General features: G+C 34.4%; 17 protein-coding genes. 9 read left to right on the top strand and 8 right to left on the bottom strand.

Features of this window, described 5'->3' with window-relative positions:
* Positions 1–22: 22 nt before the first annotated feature.
* The 5 genes from dapF to AC0J6S_RS00815 all read left to right on the top strand — a co-directional run bounded on the left by dapF (position 23) and on the right by AC0J6S_RS00815 (position 4,342).
* The gene (dapF, locus tag AC0J6S_RS00835; RefSeq protein WP_474955012.1) at positions 23–805 is read left to right on the top strand and encodes a diaminopimelate epimerase; all 783 of its coding nucleotides are present in this window, start codon (positions 23–25) and stop codon (positions 803–805) included.
* Positions 806–1,031: 226 nt separating this feature from the next.
* Positions 1,032–1,565, top strand: coding sequence for a GNAT family N-acetyltransferase (locus tag AC0J6S_RS00830; RefSeq protein WP_474955011.1), 534 nt, complete (start codon positions 1,032–1,034; stop codon positions 1,563–1,565).
* Between the two features lie 81 nt (positions 1,566–1,646).
* Positions 1,647–2,687 carry an endolytic transglycosylase MltG gene (mltG, locus tag AC0J6S_RS00825; RefSeq protein WP_474955010.1) on the top strand — a complete coding sequence of 347 codons (1,041 nt, stop codon included), beginning with the start codon at positions 1,647–1,649 and terminating at the stop codon, positions 2,685–2,687.
* Between the two features lie 2 nt (positions 2,688–2,689).
* Positions 2,690–3,604, top strand: a complete 915-nt coding sequence (locus tag AC0J6S_RS00820; RefSeq protein WP_474955009.1) for a DUF2279 domain-containing protein — start codon at positions 2,690–2,692, stop codon at positions 3,602–3,604.
* A 96-nt stretch (positions 3,605–3,700) separates the two neighbouring features.
* Positions 3,701–4,342, top strand: coding sequence for a peptidoglycan-binding protein LysM (locus AC0J6S_RS00815; RefSeq protein WP_474955008.1), 642 nt, complete (start codon positions 3,701–3,703; stop codon positions 4,340–4,342).
* Positions 4,343–4,414: 72 nt separating this feature from the next.
* Here AC0J6S_RS00815 and AC0J6S_RS00810 read toward each other — a convergent pair whose 3' ends face one another.
* The 5 genes from AC0J6S_RS00810 to udk form a co-directional block, all read right to left on the bottom strand.
* A complete protein-coding gene (locus AC0J6S_RS00810) occupies positions 4,415–4,933 on the bottom strand; it encodes a hypothetical protein (RefSeq protein WP_474955007.1) in 519 nt (172 codons plus the stop codon).
* 327 nt (positions 4,934–5,260) lie between these two features.
* Positions 5,261–7,399, bottom strand: coding sequence for a methylmalonyl-CoA mutase (gene scpA / locus AC0J6S_RS00805; protein ID WP_474955006.1), 2,139 nt, complete (start codon positions 7,397–7,399; stop codon positions 5,261–5,263).
* A gap of 67 nt (positions 7,400–7,466) precedes the next feature.
* Positions 7,467–8,831 (bottom strand): methylmalonyl-CoA mutase subunit beta, encoded by a 1,365-nt coding sequence (locus AC0J6S_RS00800; protein WP_474955005.1) that lies wholly within the window; start codon positions 8,829–8,831, stop codon positions 7,467–7,469.
* Positions 8,832–8,957: 126 nt separating this feature from the next.
* On the bottom strand, positions 8,958–9,278 hold the full coding sequence (locus AC0J6S_RS00795) for an FtsB family cell division protein (protein ID WP_474955004.1): 321 nt from the start codon (positions 9,276–9,278) through the stop codon (positions 8,958–8,960).
* Positions 9,279–9,428: 150 nt separating this feature from the next.
* Positions 9,429–10,037 (bottom strand): uridine kinase, encoded by a 609-nt coding sequence (udk, locus tag AC0J6S_RS00790; RefSeq protein ID WP_474955003.1) that lies wholly within the window; start codon positions 10,035–10,037, stop codon positions 9,429–9,431.
* Between the two features lie 148 nt (positions 10,038–10,185).
* Here udk and AC0J6S_RS00785 point away from each other — a divergent pair, with 148 nt between their 5' ends.
* The 4 genes from AC0J6S_RS00785 (at position 10,186) to AC0J6S_RS00770 (ending at position 12,573) form a co-directional block, all read left to right on the top strand.
* On the top strand, positions 10,186–10,767 hold the full coding sequence (locus AC0J6S_RS00785) for a Crp/Fnr family transcriptional regulator (protein WP_474955002.1): 582 nt from the start codon (positions 10,186–10,188) through the stop codon (positions 10,765–10,767).
* 89 nt (positions 10,768–10,856) lie between these two features.
* Positions 10,857–11,609 (top strand): pirin family protein, encoded by a 753-nt coding sequence (locus AC0J6S_RS00780; RefSeq protein ID WP_474955001.1) that lies wholly within the window; start codon positions 10,857–10,859, stop codon positions 11,607–11,609.
* Between the two features lie 49 nt (positions 11,610–11,658).
* Positions 11,659–12,189, top strand: a complete 531-nt coding sequence (locus tag AC0J6S_RS00775) for a YceI family protein (protein WP_474955000.1) — start codon at positions 11,659–11,661, stop codon at positions 12,187–12,189.
* A gap of 69 nt (positions 12,190–12,258) precedes the next feature.
* The gene (locus tag AC0J6S_RS00770) at positions 12,259–12,573 is read left to right on the top strand and encodes a hypothetical protein (protein ID WP_474954999.1); all 315 of its coding nucleotides are present in this window, start codon (positions 12,259–12,261) and stop codon (positions 12,571–12,573) included.
* Between the two features lie 78 nt (positions 12,574–12,651).
* Here the strand turns inward: AC0J6S_RS00770 and AC0J6S_RS00765 are convergent, their stop codons facing one another.
* From AC0J6S_RS00765 to AC0J6S_RS00755, 3 genes are all read right to left on the bottom strand, one after another.
* Positions 12,652–13,533, bottom strand: coding sequence for an SDR family oxidoreductase (locus AC0J6S_RS00765; protein ID WP_474954998.1), 882 nt, complete (start codon positions 13,531–13,533; stop codon positions 12,652–12,654).
* Between the two features lie 79 nt (positions 13,534–13,612).
* Positions 13,613–14,740 carry a methionine aminotransferase gene (locus AC0J6S_RS00760; protein ID WP_474954997.1) on the bottom strand — a complete coding sequence of 376 codons (1,128 nt, stop codon included), beginning with the start codon at positions 14,738–14,740 and terminating at the stop codon, positions 13,613–13,615.
* A gap of 188 nt (positions 14,741–14,928) precedes the next feature.
* A complete protein-coding gene (locus tag AC0J6S_RS00755) occupies positions 14,929–15,651 on the bottom strand; it encodes an SAM-dependent methyltransferase (RefSeq protein WP_474954996.1) in 723 nt (240 codons plus the stop codon).
* Between the last annotated feature and the right edge of the window lie 37 nt (positions 15,652–15,688).

Genomic DNA, 15,688 nt, shown 5'->3' with positions numbered 1-15,688 from the left:
GTTGGACTCAATACAAATTAAAATGCAATTAGAATTTTATAAATACCAAGGAACAGGAAATGATTTTGTGATGATTGATAATCGTTCGGAATTTTTTCCAAAAGAGAATACACAACTCATTGCACATTTATGCGACAGACGATTTGGAATAGGAGGTGATGGGCTGATTTTATTGGAAAATGATCCTGAAACTGATTTCAAAATGGTCTATTACAACTCTGATGGAAACCAAAGTTCCATGTGCGGCAACGGTGGACGCTGTTTAGTGGCTTTCGCCAAAAAGCTACAAGTAATCGAGAACGATGCGACTTTCATAGCAACAGATGGTTTGCACCATGCGACAATTGGCGACGACGGATTGGTTTCACTTCAAATGATTGATGTTGAAGAGGTAAAAGTGAGTCCAGATCATGTGTTTATGAATACAGGTTCGCCGCATCATATACAATTGGTAGACAATTTAGAAAATTATGATGTCAAGGAAAACGGAGCCGCCATTCGATATGGAGATTTATACGTGAAAGCAGGAAGTAACATCAATTTTGTCAAACAGATTGATGACACCACTTTTTCATTAAGAACGTACGAAAGAGGCGTAGAAGATGAAACGCTTTCTTGCGGGACAGGCGCTACAGCAGTTGCAATTGCAATGAACGCTTTAGGAAAAACAGCTGCCTCTTCTATTGATTTAAATGTTGAAGGCGGAAAATTAGCCGTTTCTTTTGATAAAAAAGAAGGGAAATTTACTAATGTTTTACTGAAAGGACCAGCAGAATTTGTATTTAAAGGAACGATTGAGATTTAATTACAAATTAGGAATTAAAAAAATGCCGGATCTATCAATTTTAGTATTGTTATTATTTGTTTGTAGCTTTCTTTTTTATTCTCAATTCAAAAAAGGTGGATTTTCAAAAATGAATTATTACGATAAACATCGTTCAATCATTCGTTTTATAATTATTCCTATCGTAATGATAATTTTCCTGCTAGCTATTTTTAAGAAATTGGTTTTTAATTCATAATTATTTAAAATGAAAACATTAAAAGGCGATAACATCTATATCCGTGCATTAGAACCCAATGATTTGGAGTTTGTCTATGCTATAGAAAATGATCAGAGTATTTGGGAAGTAAGTAATACGCACACGCCTTACAGCCGGTTTTTAGTGAAACAATATTTAGAAAATGCCCACCAGGATATCTATGAAGCCAAGCAATTGCGATTGGCTATTTGTCAAGATCAAGATTTTCCCGCTTTGGGTTTAATCGATTTATTTGATTTTGATCCAAAGAATAACAGGGCAGGAGTGGGCATCGTTATCCAAAATAATGAAAATCGAAAACAGAATATTGGTTCAGAGGCTTTGGCATTATTAATAGAATATGCTTTTTATAATCTTAATTTACACCAATTATATGCAAATATTGGTACCGAAAATGAAGCTAGTATAGCTCTTTTTACTAAATTTGGATTCGAAATGATAGGCGTAAAAAAAGATTGGACCTTTGTGAACGGTATTTACAAAGACGAAGCTATTTTTCAATTAATCAACACTAAATTTTAAAAAGTACAGTTTTAATTCCGCACCTTTTAAACATAAAGGGAAGATTATAAATATTAACACTCCAACAAAAAAATACCACACATGAATATTAAGAAGGTCATTACTATAGTTTCCGTAATTTTAATATCACTATTAATGATTTACGGATTGGTTATTTTACGTCAAATTTTTTCCTCCAACACAAAATTTTCGGAGAAAGAAGTCTATGTTTATATTCCAACGGATTCTAAATATGATGATGTCAAAAAAATAATGGCGCCTTACATCGAAAACATGGATCGATTTGACATGGTTGCCAGCAAAAGAGGGTATTCTGAGAATGTGATTCCGGGACGTTTTTTAGTTACAAAAGGAATGAACAGTTATGAATTGGTAAAAACCATGCGACTTAATTCGCCAGTAAAGTTAGCGTTCAATAATCAGGAACGTGTAGAAAATTTAGCGGGACGCGTAGGTTCGCAAATAGAAGCCGACAGTTTATCCTTATTGAATTCTTTCAAAGATTCTATTTTTCTACAGGAAAACGGATTCAATGAAGAAAACGTTTTGGTGATGTTTATTCCGAATACTTATGAGATTTATTGGAACACTACCGCTGAAAAATTCCGCGATAAGATGATCAAAGAGTATCGTAATTTTTGGAATAAAGAAAGAGTTGCCAAAGCACAAAAACAAGGACTGACTCCAATTGAAGCAACTATTTTGGCTTCAATCGTTCACAAAGAATCCGTTAAAAAAGACGAAAGACCAAGAATTGCCGGCGTATATTTGAATCGTTTGAGAGCTGGAATGCCGTTGCAAGCGGATCCAACAGTTATTTTTGCGATGAAAAAGAAATCGAATGATTTTAATCAGGTAATCAAAAGAGTTTTCTATAATGATTTGACAATGGCACATCCTTATAATACGTATATGAATTTGGGTCTGCCTCCTGGACCTATCGCAATGCCTGACATCACAGCGTTAGAAGCTGTTTTGGATCCTGAGAAAAATAATTTCATTTATTTCTGTGCCAGTGTGGAACGTTTTGGATACCATGAGTTTGCCGCTTCTTTAGATGAACACAATAAAAACGCCAAAAAATATTCGGATTGGATCAACAGTCAAGGCGTAAAAAGATAGTTTTGAGATACAAAACACTCTTACTTTTTTTATGCTTAATTGGATGTCAAATTGGAAATTCTCAAAATACCGCAGAAAGCTTTTTTAAACCGTCCGATTCTTTAAATAGGAAAAGACAAAATTCAGTGGTTATTTCGGAGGCTGTTTTGGCGACCGGAACTTTAGCAGGTTTAAACCATCTTTGGTACGCCGATTATCCTAAATCTGATTTTCATTTTATTAATGACAATTCTGATTGGCTTCAAATGGATAAAGCGGGACATGTTTTTTCCTCCTATCATTTGGGACGTTTTGGTGCCGAAATGCTACAGTGGAGCGGTGCTACTAAAAAGAATCAGTTTCTTTACGGCGCTGGGCTCGGTTTTGCATTTCTGACCGCCGTTGAGGTTTTAGACGGATATTCTTCTGAATGGGGCGCTTCCTCCGGCGACATTATTGCTAACGCTACTGGAACCGCTTTGTACGTTTCCCAAGAATTAATGTGGCACGAACAACGGATTACGCCAAAATTCTCTTTTCATACTACAAAATATGCAAGTGAACGACCGGAAGTATTAGGTAATTCCTTGTCGGAGCAAATTTTAAAAGATTATAACGGACAAACCTATTGGCTTTCGGTCAATTTACATTCTTTTGCTAAAGATTCTAAAATACCAAAATGGCTGAATTTAGCATTAGGTTATGGAGCCGAAGGAATGCTTACTGGGAGAAATGAAGATACAACCGCTTTTTTAGCCTCACATCCACAACGATTTAGACAATTTTACCTGAGTTTGGATGTCGATTTAACAAAAATTAAGACCAATTCCCATTTTCTAAAGACCGTTTTTTCTGTTTTTAATACCGTTAAAATTCCTGCACCAACCATCGAATTTGTGCATTTTAACGAAATAAAATACCACTTCATCTATTTTTAGAAAAGTTTAACTACCTGATTATCAGTATAATTATTTTTGTTGTATCTTTGTGCGTAGAAATTTCATAACGGGACAGCGTTTGAAGAAAAACAATTTATGATTAAGAAATGGTATTTTTATGCAAGTTTAACTGTAATTACAGTTTTTTTGAGCTCAGGTTTTAGACCTTTTAATTTGGAAACCAACCCATGGTTTCTCATCAGTGAAGAAGATGGTACACACTACTTATATCCATCGCAACAACAAGAAGAATACACCAATTTAAACATCCCTTATACTGGAAACTTCTTTATTGGTTTCAAAGAAGCCATTGGCTACAGAGAATCTGAAAATAAATATAAAAAAATCAATTCTTTAGGTTATATGGGTAAATACCAGTTTGGTATAGAAACATTAAAATCAGTTGGTATTTACAATCGCTCCGCTTTTTTGAATAGTCCTGAACTTCAAGAAAAAGCTTTTTTAGCGCTTTTAGCAAAAAATAAATGGGAGTTAAAAAAAGAAATTGAAAAATACGAGGGTACTATATTAAACGGTATTCAAATCACAGAATCAGGTATTTTAGCGGCAGCACATTTAGGAGGCGCAGGATCTGTTAAAAAATATTTTAAACACAAAGGGAAACGTAATTTTAGAGATGCCTACGGGAGTTCGATACGTTCTTATATGAAAATGTTTGGAGGTTATGATACTTCTTTCATTGTTGCAGATATTAATGCAAAAGTGAAAAATATTTAATCACTTTTACTGCTAAATAAAAAAGAGGCTGTCATGAATTTGACAGCCTCTATCCGTTTAATTATAAATGGATTATTTTGCTTTAAGAATTTCTCCATTTGGACGTACTAATAATTTAACTACTTCCTTATCCTTTTTGATTTTAACATTATACTGTTTCTTGATGACGTCTCCGTCCTCCTGTGTGTATAAGAAACTGTCATTGACAATAGAATAGCCAGGATACGTTCTGTAAATGGAGTAAATAACTTCACTGGGAAGTCTTACGTTTTTAAAATTTTCTACCACGCGTACTAATTTTCCGTTTTCATTATAAGTAGCGGTCAGTGAGCCATTTTTCAGTTCCATTACCACAAGATATTCTTCATAACCCTCTGCATCTTTTCCTAAATCATAAGCGATGAATTTTTCTTCCACCATTTTTACTCTTTGATCCGGATTATTATCTGGTATGTAAACTGAAAAATCAGTTCCGACCCTTTTGATAACTACTCCTGGCAATTCTTCGATTTTGATTTTTCCTTTTTCTGTTTCCTGAGAAAATACAGTTATAGAAAAACTGAAAAGAATGACAATAATAAGTGATTTCATAATATTTAGTTTTAAATTAATTAATGAGTTTTAATATTTGTAATACTTTAATAAATACTAAGGCTTGTCTTTTCTTCCCCTTTTTTTTTGAAATATTTAATTATCTGTTTATCAATGATTTAAAATATGAATTATCATATGTATATGTAAATTTACTTATTTTTTAAAGGCTTGACTGTTAACGTATTCCATAAAAATTGTTAATAAAAGGGTAGAATTTTATATTTTTTTAATAGGATTTAAATGATTTACTCTCAGTGTTTTAATAAAAAAAAGCACCAACCTTTCGATTGATGCTTTGTATGTGATAAATTTTGTAAGTTATTTTTACTCGAAACTTCCCATTAAAATTTCTAATATTTTAATAGCTGCTTCACTGATTTTTGTACCAGGACCAAAAACAGCAACTGCACCGGCGTCAAATAGAAATTGATAATCTTGTGCGGGAATTACTCCGCCTACAACCACCATAATATCTTCCCGACCGTATTTTTTAAGCTCTTCAATTACTTGAGGCACCAAGGTTTTATGACCCGCAGCAAGTGAGGAAACTCCAAGGATATGAACATCATTTTCAACCGCTTGTTTAGCCGCTTCGGCTGGCGTTTGGAAAAGAGGGCCAATATCAACATCAAAACCAACATCAGCGTAACCGGTGGCTACCACTTTTGCACCGCGGTCATGTCCGTCTTGTCCCATTTTTGCAATCATAATTCGTGGGCGACGTCCTTCTTTTTTAGCGAATTCATCTGCTAGTTGTTTTGCTTTTTCAAAACTTTTATCGTCTTTTATTTCTTTGCTATACACACCGCTAAAGGATTTGATTTGTGCTTTGTATCTTCCAAAAACTGTTTCTAACGCATCGCTGATTTCTCCTAATGTAGTTCGGTTTCGGGCTGCTTCAACAGCTATTTCCAGTAAATTTCCTTCGCCAGTTTGCGCACAAAGGATTAATTTTTTCAGGGAATCATGAACTTTTTCAGAATCTCTGCTAGCTTTGATTCGGTCTAATTGTTCCAATTGTTGTTTTCGGACCATTTGGTTATCGACATCCAGAATCTGTAAAGGATCTTCTTTTTCTAATCTATATTGATTTACTCCCACGATAATATCTTGACCGCTGTCTATTCTGGCTTGTTTTCTGGCTGCCGCTTCCTCGATTCTAAGTTTTGGAATTCCAGATTCAATGGCTTTTGTCATTCCGCCCAGGTCTTCTACTTCCTCGATAAGTTTCCAAGCATTTTCTGCGATTTCATTTGTCAAACTTTCTACGTAATAACTTCCGGCCCAAGGATCGACGGTTTTGGTAATTTTAGTTTCTTCTTGTAAATAGAGTTGCGTGTTTCTGGCAATTCTAGCCGAGAAATCCGTTGGTAAAGCAATTGCTTCATCTAAAGCATTGGTATGTAAAGATTGTGTTCCTCCAAAAGCGGCTGCGGCTGCTTCAATACAAGTTCGCGCTACATTATTAAAAGGATCTTGCTCCGTTAAGCTCCAACCAGAAGTTTGACAATGGGTTCGCAATGCTAATGATTTATCGTCTTTTGGTTCAAATTGCTTCACTAGTTTTGCCCATATCATTCTTCCCGCTCGCATTTTTGCTATTTCCATAAAATGGTTCATTCCAATCGCCCAGAAAAAAGACAGCCTTGGAGCGAATTCATCAATTTTCATTCCGGTCGCTAATCCAGTTCTAATGTATTCCAGTCCATCGGCCAGCGTGTATGCTAATTCAATATCAGCAGTGGCTCCTGCTTCTTGCATGTGGTATCCAGAAATTGAAATCGAGTTGAATTTTGGCATTTTTTTGCTGGTAAATTCGAAAATATCAGCAATGATTTTCATCGAAGGCGTTGGCGGATAAATATACGTATTACGCACCATGAACTCTTTCAAGATATCATTTTGTATCGTACCGGAAAGTAACTCGGGTTTTACGCCTTGTTCTTCGGCGGCGACAATATAGAAAGCCATAATAGGTAAAACAGCGCCATTCATCGTCATGGAAACGGACATTTCATCCAGCGGAATTTGGTTGAACAATACTTTCATATCTTCGACGGTGTCAATCGCAACTCCCGCTTTTCCTACATCGCCCACTACGCGTTCGTGATCCGAATCATAGCCACGGTGTGTAGGTAAATCAAAAGCAATGGATAGTCCTTTTTGACCTGCAGCCAAATTTCTTCTGTAAAAAGCATTGCTTTCTTCAGCGGTCGAAAACCCTGCATATTGACGTACAGTCCAAGGACGACGAACGTACATTGTGGCGTAAGGTCCGCGTAAATTGGGTGCAAAACCAGCTCCAAAATCAAGATGAGTAAGATGCTCAATATCTTGTTTCGAATAAGTTGGTTTTAGTTCGATTCCTTCTGCGGTTAGAAATGCATCAGCCAAAGAATTTTTATTCTCTACTTTCAACGGTGTCCTTTCTAATTTTATATGTTGTAAATCTTTTCTTTTCATTTGTTTAGTACCAAATTACACGAATGCTGATGAATTTTTAATTTTGATTAACCGAAATTTCCGGATGTTATTCAAGATCTAATCTTTCCTGTTCTATTTTCTCTGCCAGACGTTTTTCGATTATTGGTGTAATCAAGGTTTTTCTTGGTTTCACTTTTACAAAAGGAAACAATTCTAAATCATGTTTCATTTTATCCTGTTTATTAGGATGTTTGTTTGTGCCTAATAGAATTTCTTTACCAGAATCAAATAATTCCTGAGCTGTATCAGCACTTTCCTGAATTTTCCTTTTGATGATTCCGTCATTAAGTTGTTTTAGGAAACCGCCATTTGCCTCAATATCTTTAAATAATGCCAACGCTTTCTCGGCTAATTGATTGGTGAGATTTTCAATATAATAACTGCCGTCAGCCGGATTATTGACTTTGTCAAAATAACTTTCGTTTTTAAGAATCAACAATTGATTTCGGGCGATTCGGTCGCCAAATTCATTGTCTTTATGGTACAAGGCGTCGTACGGTAAATTTGCAATAGCATCTGCTCCGCCAATAATTGCACTCATACATTCGGTTGTGGTTCGCAACATATTTACATTATAATCATACAATGTTTTGTTTCGTTTTGTTGGCGAAACAATAATGTTGCAATCTAGATTGTGGTTGTATTCTTTGGCTATTAGATTAAAAAGTAATCGTAATGCACGCAGTTTTGCAATTTCAAAAAAGTAATTTGTCCCAACGGCTACTTCAAAAACTATTGGTTGGTTTATGTTTTCAATTCGATTGAAATATTCATTGGCTTGTCCTAAACTATAAGCAATTTGCTGCACCATATTGGCACCTGCATTTTGATACAAAGCAGCATTTATACTGATTAATGAAACTGATTTTGTTTCTTTCGATAGTAAATTTAGTGTATCAAAATTGCTTTTTTCTTTAGTTGTAAACCAGTTTCCGTCTTTGGCTAATTGCCCAATTGGATCCAGATTGCAAAAAACAGCAGTATTATTTTTTTTTGCGAAAGCATCAATTTTTTTAACGAAATCGATTGAAATAAATCCAAGATTAAAATAAACGGTAACTTTTTCTAATGGTAATTGCTCCAAAAGATTAGTAATATCAATTGATTCGTTTTCTATTGAAAAACGAAGGCTGTCAGCACCACGACTCAAGGTGTCGCGTGCTCTTTCTATTGATTTGTCAACATCGTAGACAAATATATTTTGGCAAATTTTAAATTCAGTCGCCTTAGTGGAAACAGGAATAGCTTCAGTGAATTCATCTTTGTGGTAAAAAGGTTTCACCTGAATGTCTTCCGGAGAATTCCAAACTAAGGTTTCATTATAATCCGCTCCTTTGAGTTCAAATTGGATTTTTTGTTTCCATTGCTTGGAGGAAATGGGATTGAAATCATCGAAAAGGTTTGTAGCCATTTTGTTTGTTATTTTCCTCACCCCAGCCATCTCCAAAGGAGAGGGAGCCGAAACTTGGTGTTATGTTTTTAATAATTACTATAAATTTTACACTCCCTTACCTTTGGAAATTGTTAGGAGGTTATTTTATTTTTCAATCGTGTCACCTTCGAATTCGATGATATAAATATCTTCACTATCTTTTTTCATATAGTATTTTTCGCGGGCGTATTTTTCTATTTGTTCTGAATTCTTTAATTGCTTAATGTTCTCCTGATCTTTCTTTATTTCTTCTTTATAATAAGTGGCATTATCCTCTAGATCTTCAATTTGTTGGTCTAGAATGCGGTGATCGAAATAGGAATAATTGTCCAGAAAAATCATCCATGTACAAAAAAATAACAAAACCCAGACATATTTGTTGCTTAAAAATTTAAACCAAGGTTTCTCTTTGTACGGATTTTTCATTTTATTTTTTTTAGCCCCGATTAAAGTGGAAATCCTTTTAGTAGGTGATGATGACGAAGGAAGATTCACGTACTAAAAGATTGCAACCTCGTCTTTAAGACGAGTCGGGAAATAGCTCCTAATAATTATTCCATTAAAATTACAACTAAATTATAGAATTCTTTGATTTATTACTGCACGAACCACATCAATGGCTACGGTGTTGTATTTGTCGTTTGGTATAATTATGTCAGCAAATGCTTTAGTTGGTTCGATGAATTGCTCGTGCATCGGTTTTAATGTAGTTTGATATCTATTGATCACTTCATTCATATCTCGTCCGCGTTCTACAATATCACGTTTCATCCGTCGGATTAATCGTTCGTCAGAATCGGCGTGAACGTATATTTTTACATCAAATAATTCTCTTAATTCTGGATTTGCCAAAATTAAAATTCCTTCTACAATCATCACTTTTCGAGGATGTGTAAAAACTGTATCGTCAGTTCTGTTGTGAGTTACAAACGAATAAACAGGTTGATGAATGTTATTTCCTTCTTTTAATTCCTTGAGATGAGCTACTAATAACGGGAAATCAATAGCACGCGGATGATCAAAATTAATTAATGCCCTTTCGTCAAATGAAAGTCCGTGGTTTTCTTTGTAATATGAGTCTTGAGAAATTATACCAACTTCTGTTTGTGGTAATTCATTCATAATCTGATGTACAACGGTTGTTTTTCCGCTTCCTGTACCACCTGCAATTCCTATAATGAGCATAAATTTTTTGTTATGTTTTTATCGGGACAAAAATAGGAATTTAATCGGGAGCAGTTTTTCTTTTTTTAAGAAATATTGCTAAATTACTATATTTAATGGGAGTTATTTCTTGATGTTTTTCTATCTTTAGTTTCTAAAATTTAAAATATTGTATTCACAAATCAATAAAAATATAAGTCGGTATGTCACTTTTGACGTAAATGAATTAGAAATTTTCAATTCTCTGTTGGAATACAAAACGGTTCTTAAGAAAACGATTATGCTTCAGGAGGGTGAGATGTGCAGTTTTGAAGCATTTGTTATTAAAGGCTGTGTCCGAAAATATTATATTGATGCTAATGGTTTTGAAGTTATTCTACAATTTGCGATTGAAAATGCTTGGGTGAGTGATATATCTTTTAGTATTTACGAGGATAATCCTAGTAGAGTGTACATTGAAACTTTGGAAGATTGTGAATTCTTCCTTTTTAGTCCAGAAACAAAAGAGGAATTATTTGCCAAAGCACCAAAGTTTGAACGCGCTTTCCGTATCTTGATGCAAAGGAGTCTTGCGGTTACACAAGACCGTTTATTTAATACTATTTCTAAAACGGCAACCGAGAAATATTTAGAGTTTCTCGAACATTATCCCACACTTTCACAGCGAGTTGCCCAGCATTATATTGCTTCTTATTTGGGAATTTCAGCTGAGTTTCTTAGTAAAATAAGAACTAAAATTGCTAAACTTTAAATTCTCGTTTTTTTCATTTCTTGTCCTAGTTCAATGCATGTGCTTTTTTTTTGACGCAACTTTGCATCATACTATTAAAGAACAGGACTATGGAAAATACAGATAAAATAATAGACGGTGTAATTACTAATTCAGTTTTGCATAAAGCAAATACTCGCGGTCATGCTAATCATGGTTGGTTAGAATCCTATCATACGTTTAGTTTTGCCAATTATCAAAATCCAGAATGTATGAATTTTGGTGTGTTGCGCGTTCTAAATGATGATAGAGTCAGCCAGGGAATGGGTTTTGGAAAACATCCGCACGATAATATGGAAATTATTTCTATTCCTCTCGAAGGTGATTTAGAACACCAAGACAGTATGGGAAATACTACCGTAATCAAGGAAGGTGATATCCAGGCGATGAGCGCCGGTACTGGAATTTTTCACAGCGAGTACAATAAAAATAAAGATCAGTTGGTTAAATTTTTACAGATTTGGATTTATCCAAATAAAAAAAATGTAACGCCTCGTTATGACCAAATCACTTTAGATTTAAATGATCGTCACAATAAATTACAGCAAATTTTATCGCCTAATCCAGAAGACGAAGGGGTTTGGATTCATCAAGATGCTTGGTTTCATATTGGGAAGTTTGACAAGGATTTTTCTACTTCGTATGAATTAAAAAAGCCAGGAAATGGAATTTATGCTTTTGTTTTAAAAGGAGATTTTACAATAGGAAACATCGCTTTAAATGAACGTGACGGATTAGGGATTTGGGATACAAATACAATAAAAATTACCGCTAAATCAGCTAATGCAGAGATCCTATTGATGGAAGTTCCGATGCAATTGTAATCTACTAGATAATAGAAATAAATAATAATAATTTAAATAAAATAATATTATGTCAACAACAAAATGGGTAATTGACCCAACACACTCCGAAATTGGTTTTAAAGTTAAACACATGATGTTTACAAATGTTTCAGGTAAGTTTTCAAAATTTGATGCAACAATTGAAGCAGAAGACAGCAATTTAGAAAACTCAAAAATTGAATTTACAGGAGCAATTGATTCTATAACAACAGGAAATGCAGATAGAGATACTCATTTATTGAGTGCTGATTTTTTTGATGCTCCTCAGTTTCCAGAAATTAAATTTAGCGCTACTTCTGTTACTAAAATCAATGAAGGTGAATACGTATTAGTGGGAGATTTAACATTACATGGTGTTACAAAATCAGTGAAACTAGCGGCAGATTATGGAGGATTAATGAAAGATCCATGGGGAAATACTAAAATGGCTCTTGCATTAGAAGGAAAAATCAACAGAAAAGATTGGGGATTAAACTGGAATTCGGCTCTTGAAACAGGCGGTGTTTTAGTAAGTGAAGAGGTTCGATTAAACATCGAATTGCAATTTTTGCAACAATAATATAAAGTAATTAGACACAAATTTCAAATGAATTATGTCATTTGAAATTTGTGTTTTTTTAAAGATGAAATGATGGAAACCACTAATATTTTATACATAGGAAGGCATCCCGAAATTTTGGCAACTGTAGTCCGATTGATAAATACAAACGAGAATTGGAATGGAGTAGGCGTTATGAATGATGAGGAAGCGAAGGAAATTTTTCTAAAAAAAGATTTTTCTATTGTATTGTTAGGTTCCGGAATTAAGGAAGAAAGCGAAGCTGAATTGTGCACTTTTTTCAAAAATAAAAATCCAAATATTAGTATTGTTCAGCATTATGGGGGTGGAAGTGGTTTACTGAAAAGTGAAATTCTGCTTGCCTTGGATAACAATAAAAATTAAACCATTAAAAAGAAAGATTTCTTAAGTGTTAATTCTTAATTTTTCTTAATCTCTTAATGGTTTAATTTTTTAAAACTATTATTTGTTCTTCTTTGCTTTGATCATCATTTCCAGTTGATCCCAAAGTTCCTCTGGAATTGCTTCAAGTAAATTGAATTGTCCAGCGCCTTTGAGCCATTCACCACCATCAATTGTAATAACATCACCGTTGATGTATGCTGAAAAATCAGAAACTAAATAAGCAGCTAGATTGGCTAATTCCTGATGATCTCCCACACGTTTTAACGGTACTTTTTTAGCCATATCAAATTTCTCGGCTAAATCTCCAGGTAACAATCGGTCCCACGCACCTTTAGTTGGGAACGGTCCAGGAGCAATTGCATTCGAACGAATTCCGTATTTTGCCCATTCTACCGCAAGACTTCGTGTCATGGCCAAAACTCCTGCTTTTGCAGTAGCGCTAGGTACCACGTAAGCAGAACCTGTCCAAGCGTAAGTCGTAACAATATTCAAAATGGTCGATGATTTTTGTTTGGTGTCAATCCAATGTTTTCCAAAAGCAAGTGTACAGTTTTTGGATCCTTTTAAAACGATATCAATTACAGTATCAAAAGCATTGGCAGATAATCTTTCGGTTGGTGAAATGAAATTTCCGGCCGCATTATTCAGTAAAATATCTACTTTACCAAAAGCTTTCAACACCTCTTGCAGCATGTTTTCTACCTCTTCGTAATGACGTACATCACATTGAATTGGAAGACAAGTTCCGCCTGTTTCCGTCTCCAGTTCTGTAGCCGTATTTTTTAGTTTTTCTAAATCTCTGGAAGTAATGGCCACTTGCGCACCCAATTCCAAGAAATATTTAGTCATTGCTTTTCCTAAACCGCTTCCGCCTCCGGTTACCACAATCACTTTGCCTTTTAGGGCATCGTCGCGTAACATTTTATCTGTATAGCTCATATTTCAATGTTTTTTTATTGTAAATATAATAAAATTAAATAGTATGCATGCATAATAAAAATAAATTTCAATTTTGATTTTAGATGGCACACAATCTTTTAGCGGCTTCTTCAAGCGTAGCATTGTCTTTGGCAAAGCAAAATCGAATTAATTTCAGGTCTTTTCCATCGGCATAAAAAGTAGAGATTGGAATTGCAGCAACGCCATGTTCCATGATAAGTCGTTTGCAAAAATCAATATCATTTTCATTTGATATAGCTACATACGAAACCACTTGAAAATATGTTCCTTCGCACGGCATGAGTTTGAAGCGGCTGTCTTTTAATAATTGTCTAAAATAATCCCGTTTTTCCTGATATAATTTCCCAATTTCAGAAACTGAAACAATATCTAAATACTCGCTAATAGCAATTTGACAAATACTATTGACGCTAAAAACTAAAAATTGATGTACTTTTTTGATTTCATTCATCAAATATTCTGGTGCTACTAAATAACCAATTTTCCATCCCGTAACATGGAATGATTTTCCAAAAGAGGAAACCATCACACAACGATTCAGTAGTTTCTCGCGTGTATGAGCTGAAATATGTTTTTCCTCGAAAGTGATGTATTCATAGACTTCATCAGAAAGAAGTATGATATCAGGGTATTTTTCGAGCAGCATTTCCAAGTCTTCAAAATCAGATTCCGTTAAAATTTTTCCCGTTGGATTATGCGGATTATTGATGATAATCATTTTGGTTTTTGACGTACATGCTTCCTCGATAATTGCCCAATTCGGAGTATAATCATCATTCAGTGCTACCCGAACTGGATTTGCGTTGCATAATAATACGGGCGCTTCATAGCAATCATAACTGGGATCCAAGATCATCACTTCGTCATTGCTTTTTACCAAAGCTGTTATGGTGGTAAAAATGGCTTGTGTTGCTCCAGCGGTAACTAGCAATTCCGTTTCAGGCTGAATTATTCTTCCGTAGGAGTTTTTGACTAATGTTGCTATTTTTGATAATAACGGCGGATAGCCGGACATTGGGGTGTATTGATGTACATTTTCTTTGGCCAGTTTGGCAACAATATCAGTCAATCTTTCGTCAACAGGAAAGTTTGGAAAACCTTGAGAAAGATTGATGGCGTTATATTCAGCAGCCATTTTTGACATAACTGTAAAAATACTCGTGCTGATATTTGGAAGTTTACTCATAAAAAAATCATTAATTCTAATTATAAAAATAGTTTTTTATAATTAGAATTAATGACTAGAAGTATTGTTTTATCTTTTATTAACTCTTTTGAGTCAAAAAAATTAAAGTTTACTATTGTTATATAAAATTGTAAGTTCTAGAGTTTTACTATTATCATTCTTAAATATTAATAAAAAACATTTTGAATTTACATCTTGTGAATAATAAAAATTGTAGGTCGTTTATGTAAATCGATGGTTTCTTTTTTCCAAGCCGCAATTTTTTTGGTTTTAATATATTCTGTTGGCAAGGTAATATCCGTAGCAATGCATAAATGCGTTTCAGGATGTAGCGTTTGTACTAAATCCTCCAGTAATTTGTTGTTGCGGTACGGAGTCTCGATGAAAATTTGAGACTGGTTTTTTTCGAAAGAGACTCTTTCTAATGTTTTAAAACTGGCTTTCTTTTCGTCTTTTTCAATAGGTAAATAACCATGAAATGTGAAACTTTGTCCGTTCATTCCTGATGCCATCATGGCCAAAAGAATAGAAGAAGGACCTACCAAAGGGATAACTTGAATTCCTTTTTCATGTGCTAATTTTACAATAACTGCTCCAGGATCAGCAACTCCGGGACAACCGGCTTCGCTCATTAAACCCATATTATAGCCTTCCAATAAAGGTTTTATGAAGTCTAAATGTTCTTTAGTTTCAGTGTGTTTGTTTAATACAAAAAGTTTTAACTCGGATTGTTTCTTCTCAGGATCGACCTCTTTGATAGATTTACGAGCCGTTTTATCGTTTTCAACAATATAATAATCTATGAGATCAATACTTCTTTTTATGGTTTGCGGCAAAACGTCCATAGGATCACAATCACCCATTGTGGTGGGGATTAGATAGAGTCTCCCTAAAACAGTATTTGATTTCATAGGTGTAATTTATGTTCCTAAAAGTAAGGTATTTGTA

The organism is Flavobacterium sp. TS_SC_5 (assembly GCF_056156265.1).
Note: the sequence above shows the minus strand (reverse complement) of the source record. Positions and strands in the feature narration are given on the sequence as shown.

Excerpts from the sequence above, each read along its gene's own strand:
- udk (WP_474955003.1), bottom strand. The coding sequence starts at position 10,037 with ATGCTCATTATAGGAATTGCAGGTGGTACAGGAAGCGGAAAAACAACC.
- AC0J6S_RS00810 (WP_474955007.1), bottom strand. The coding sequence starts at position 4,933 with ATGAAATCACTTATTATTGTCATTCTTTTCAGTTTTTCTATAACTGTA.
- dapF (WP_474955012.1), top strand. The coding sequence starts at position 23 with ATGCAATTAGAATTTTATAAATACCAAGGAACAGGAAATGATTTTGTG.
- mltG (WP_474955010.1), top strand. The coding sequence starts at position 1,647 with ATGAATATTAAGAAGGTCATTACTATAGTTTCCGTAATTTTAATATCA.
- AC0J6S_RS00765 (WP_474954998.1), bottom strand. The coding sequence starts at position 13,533 with ATGAGCTATACAGATAAAATGTTACGCGACGATGCCCTAAAAGGCAAA.
- AC0J6S_RS00800 (WP_474955005.1), bottom strand. The coding sequence starts at position 8,831 with ATGGCTACAAACCTTTTCGATGATTTCAATCCCATTTCCTCCAAGCAA.
- AC0J6S_RS00760 (WP_474954997.1), bottom strand. The coding sequence starts at position 14,740 with ATGAGTAAACTTCCAAATATCAGCACGAGTATTTTTACAGTTATGTCA.
- AC0J6S_RS00770 (WP_474954999.1), top strand. The coding sequence starts at position 12,259 with ATGATGGAAACCACTAATATTTTATACATAGGAAGGCATCCCGAAATT.
- AC0J6S_RS00780 (WP_474955001.1), top strand. The coding sequence starts at position 10,857 with ATGGAAAATACAGATAAAATAATAGACGGTGTAATTACTAATTCAGTT.
- AC0J6S_RS00830 (WP_474955011.1), top strand. The coding sequence starts at position 1,032 with ATGAAAACATTAAAAGGCGATAACATCTATATCCGTGCATTAGAACCC.
- scpA (WP_474955006.1), bottom strand. The coding sequence starts at position 7,399 with ATGAAAAGAAAAGATTTACAACATATAAAATTAGAAAGGACACCGTTG.
- AC0J6S_RS00755 (WP_474954996.1), bottom strand. The coding sequence starts at position 15,651 with ATGAAATCAAATACTGTTTTAGGGAGACTCTATCTAATCCCCACCACA.
- AC0J6S_RS00775 (WP_474955000.1), top strand. The coding sequence starts at position 11,659 with ATGTCAACAACAAAATGGGTAATTGACCCAACACACTCCGAAATTGGT.
- AC0J6S_RS00815 (WP_474955008.1), top strand. The coding sequence starts at position 3,701 with ATGATTAAGAAATGGTATTTTTATGCAAGTTTAACTGTAATTACAGTT.
- AC0J6S_RS00795 (WP_474955004.1), bottom strand. The coding sequence starts at position 9,278 with ATGAAAAATCCGTACAAAGAGAAACCTTGGTTTAAATTTTTAAGCAAC.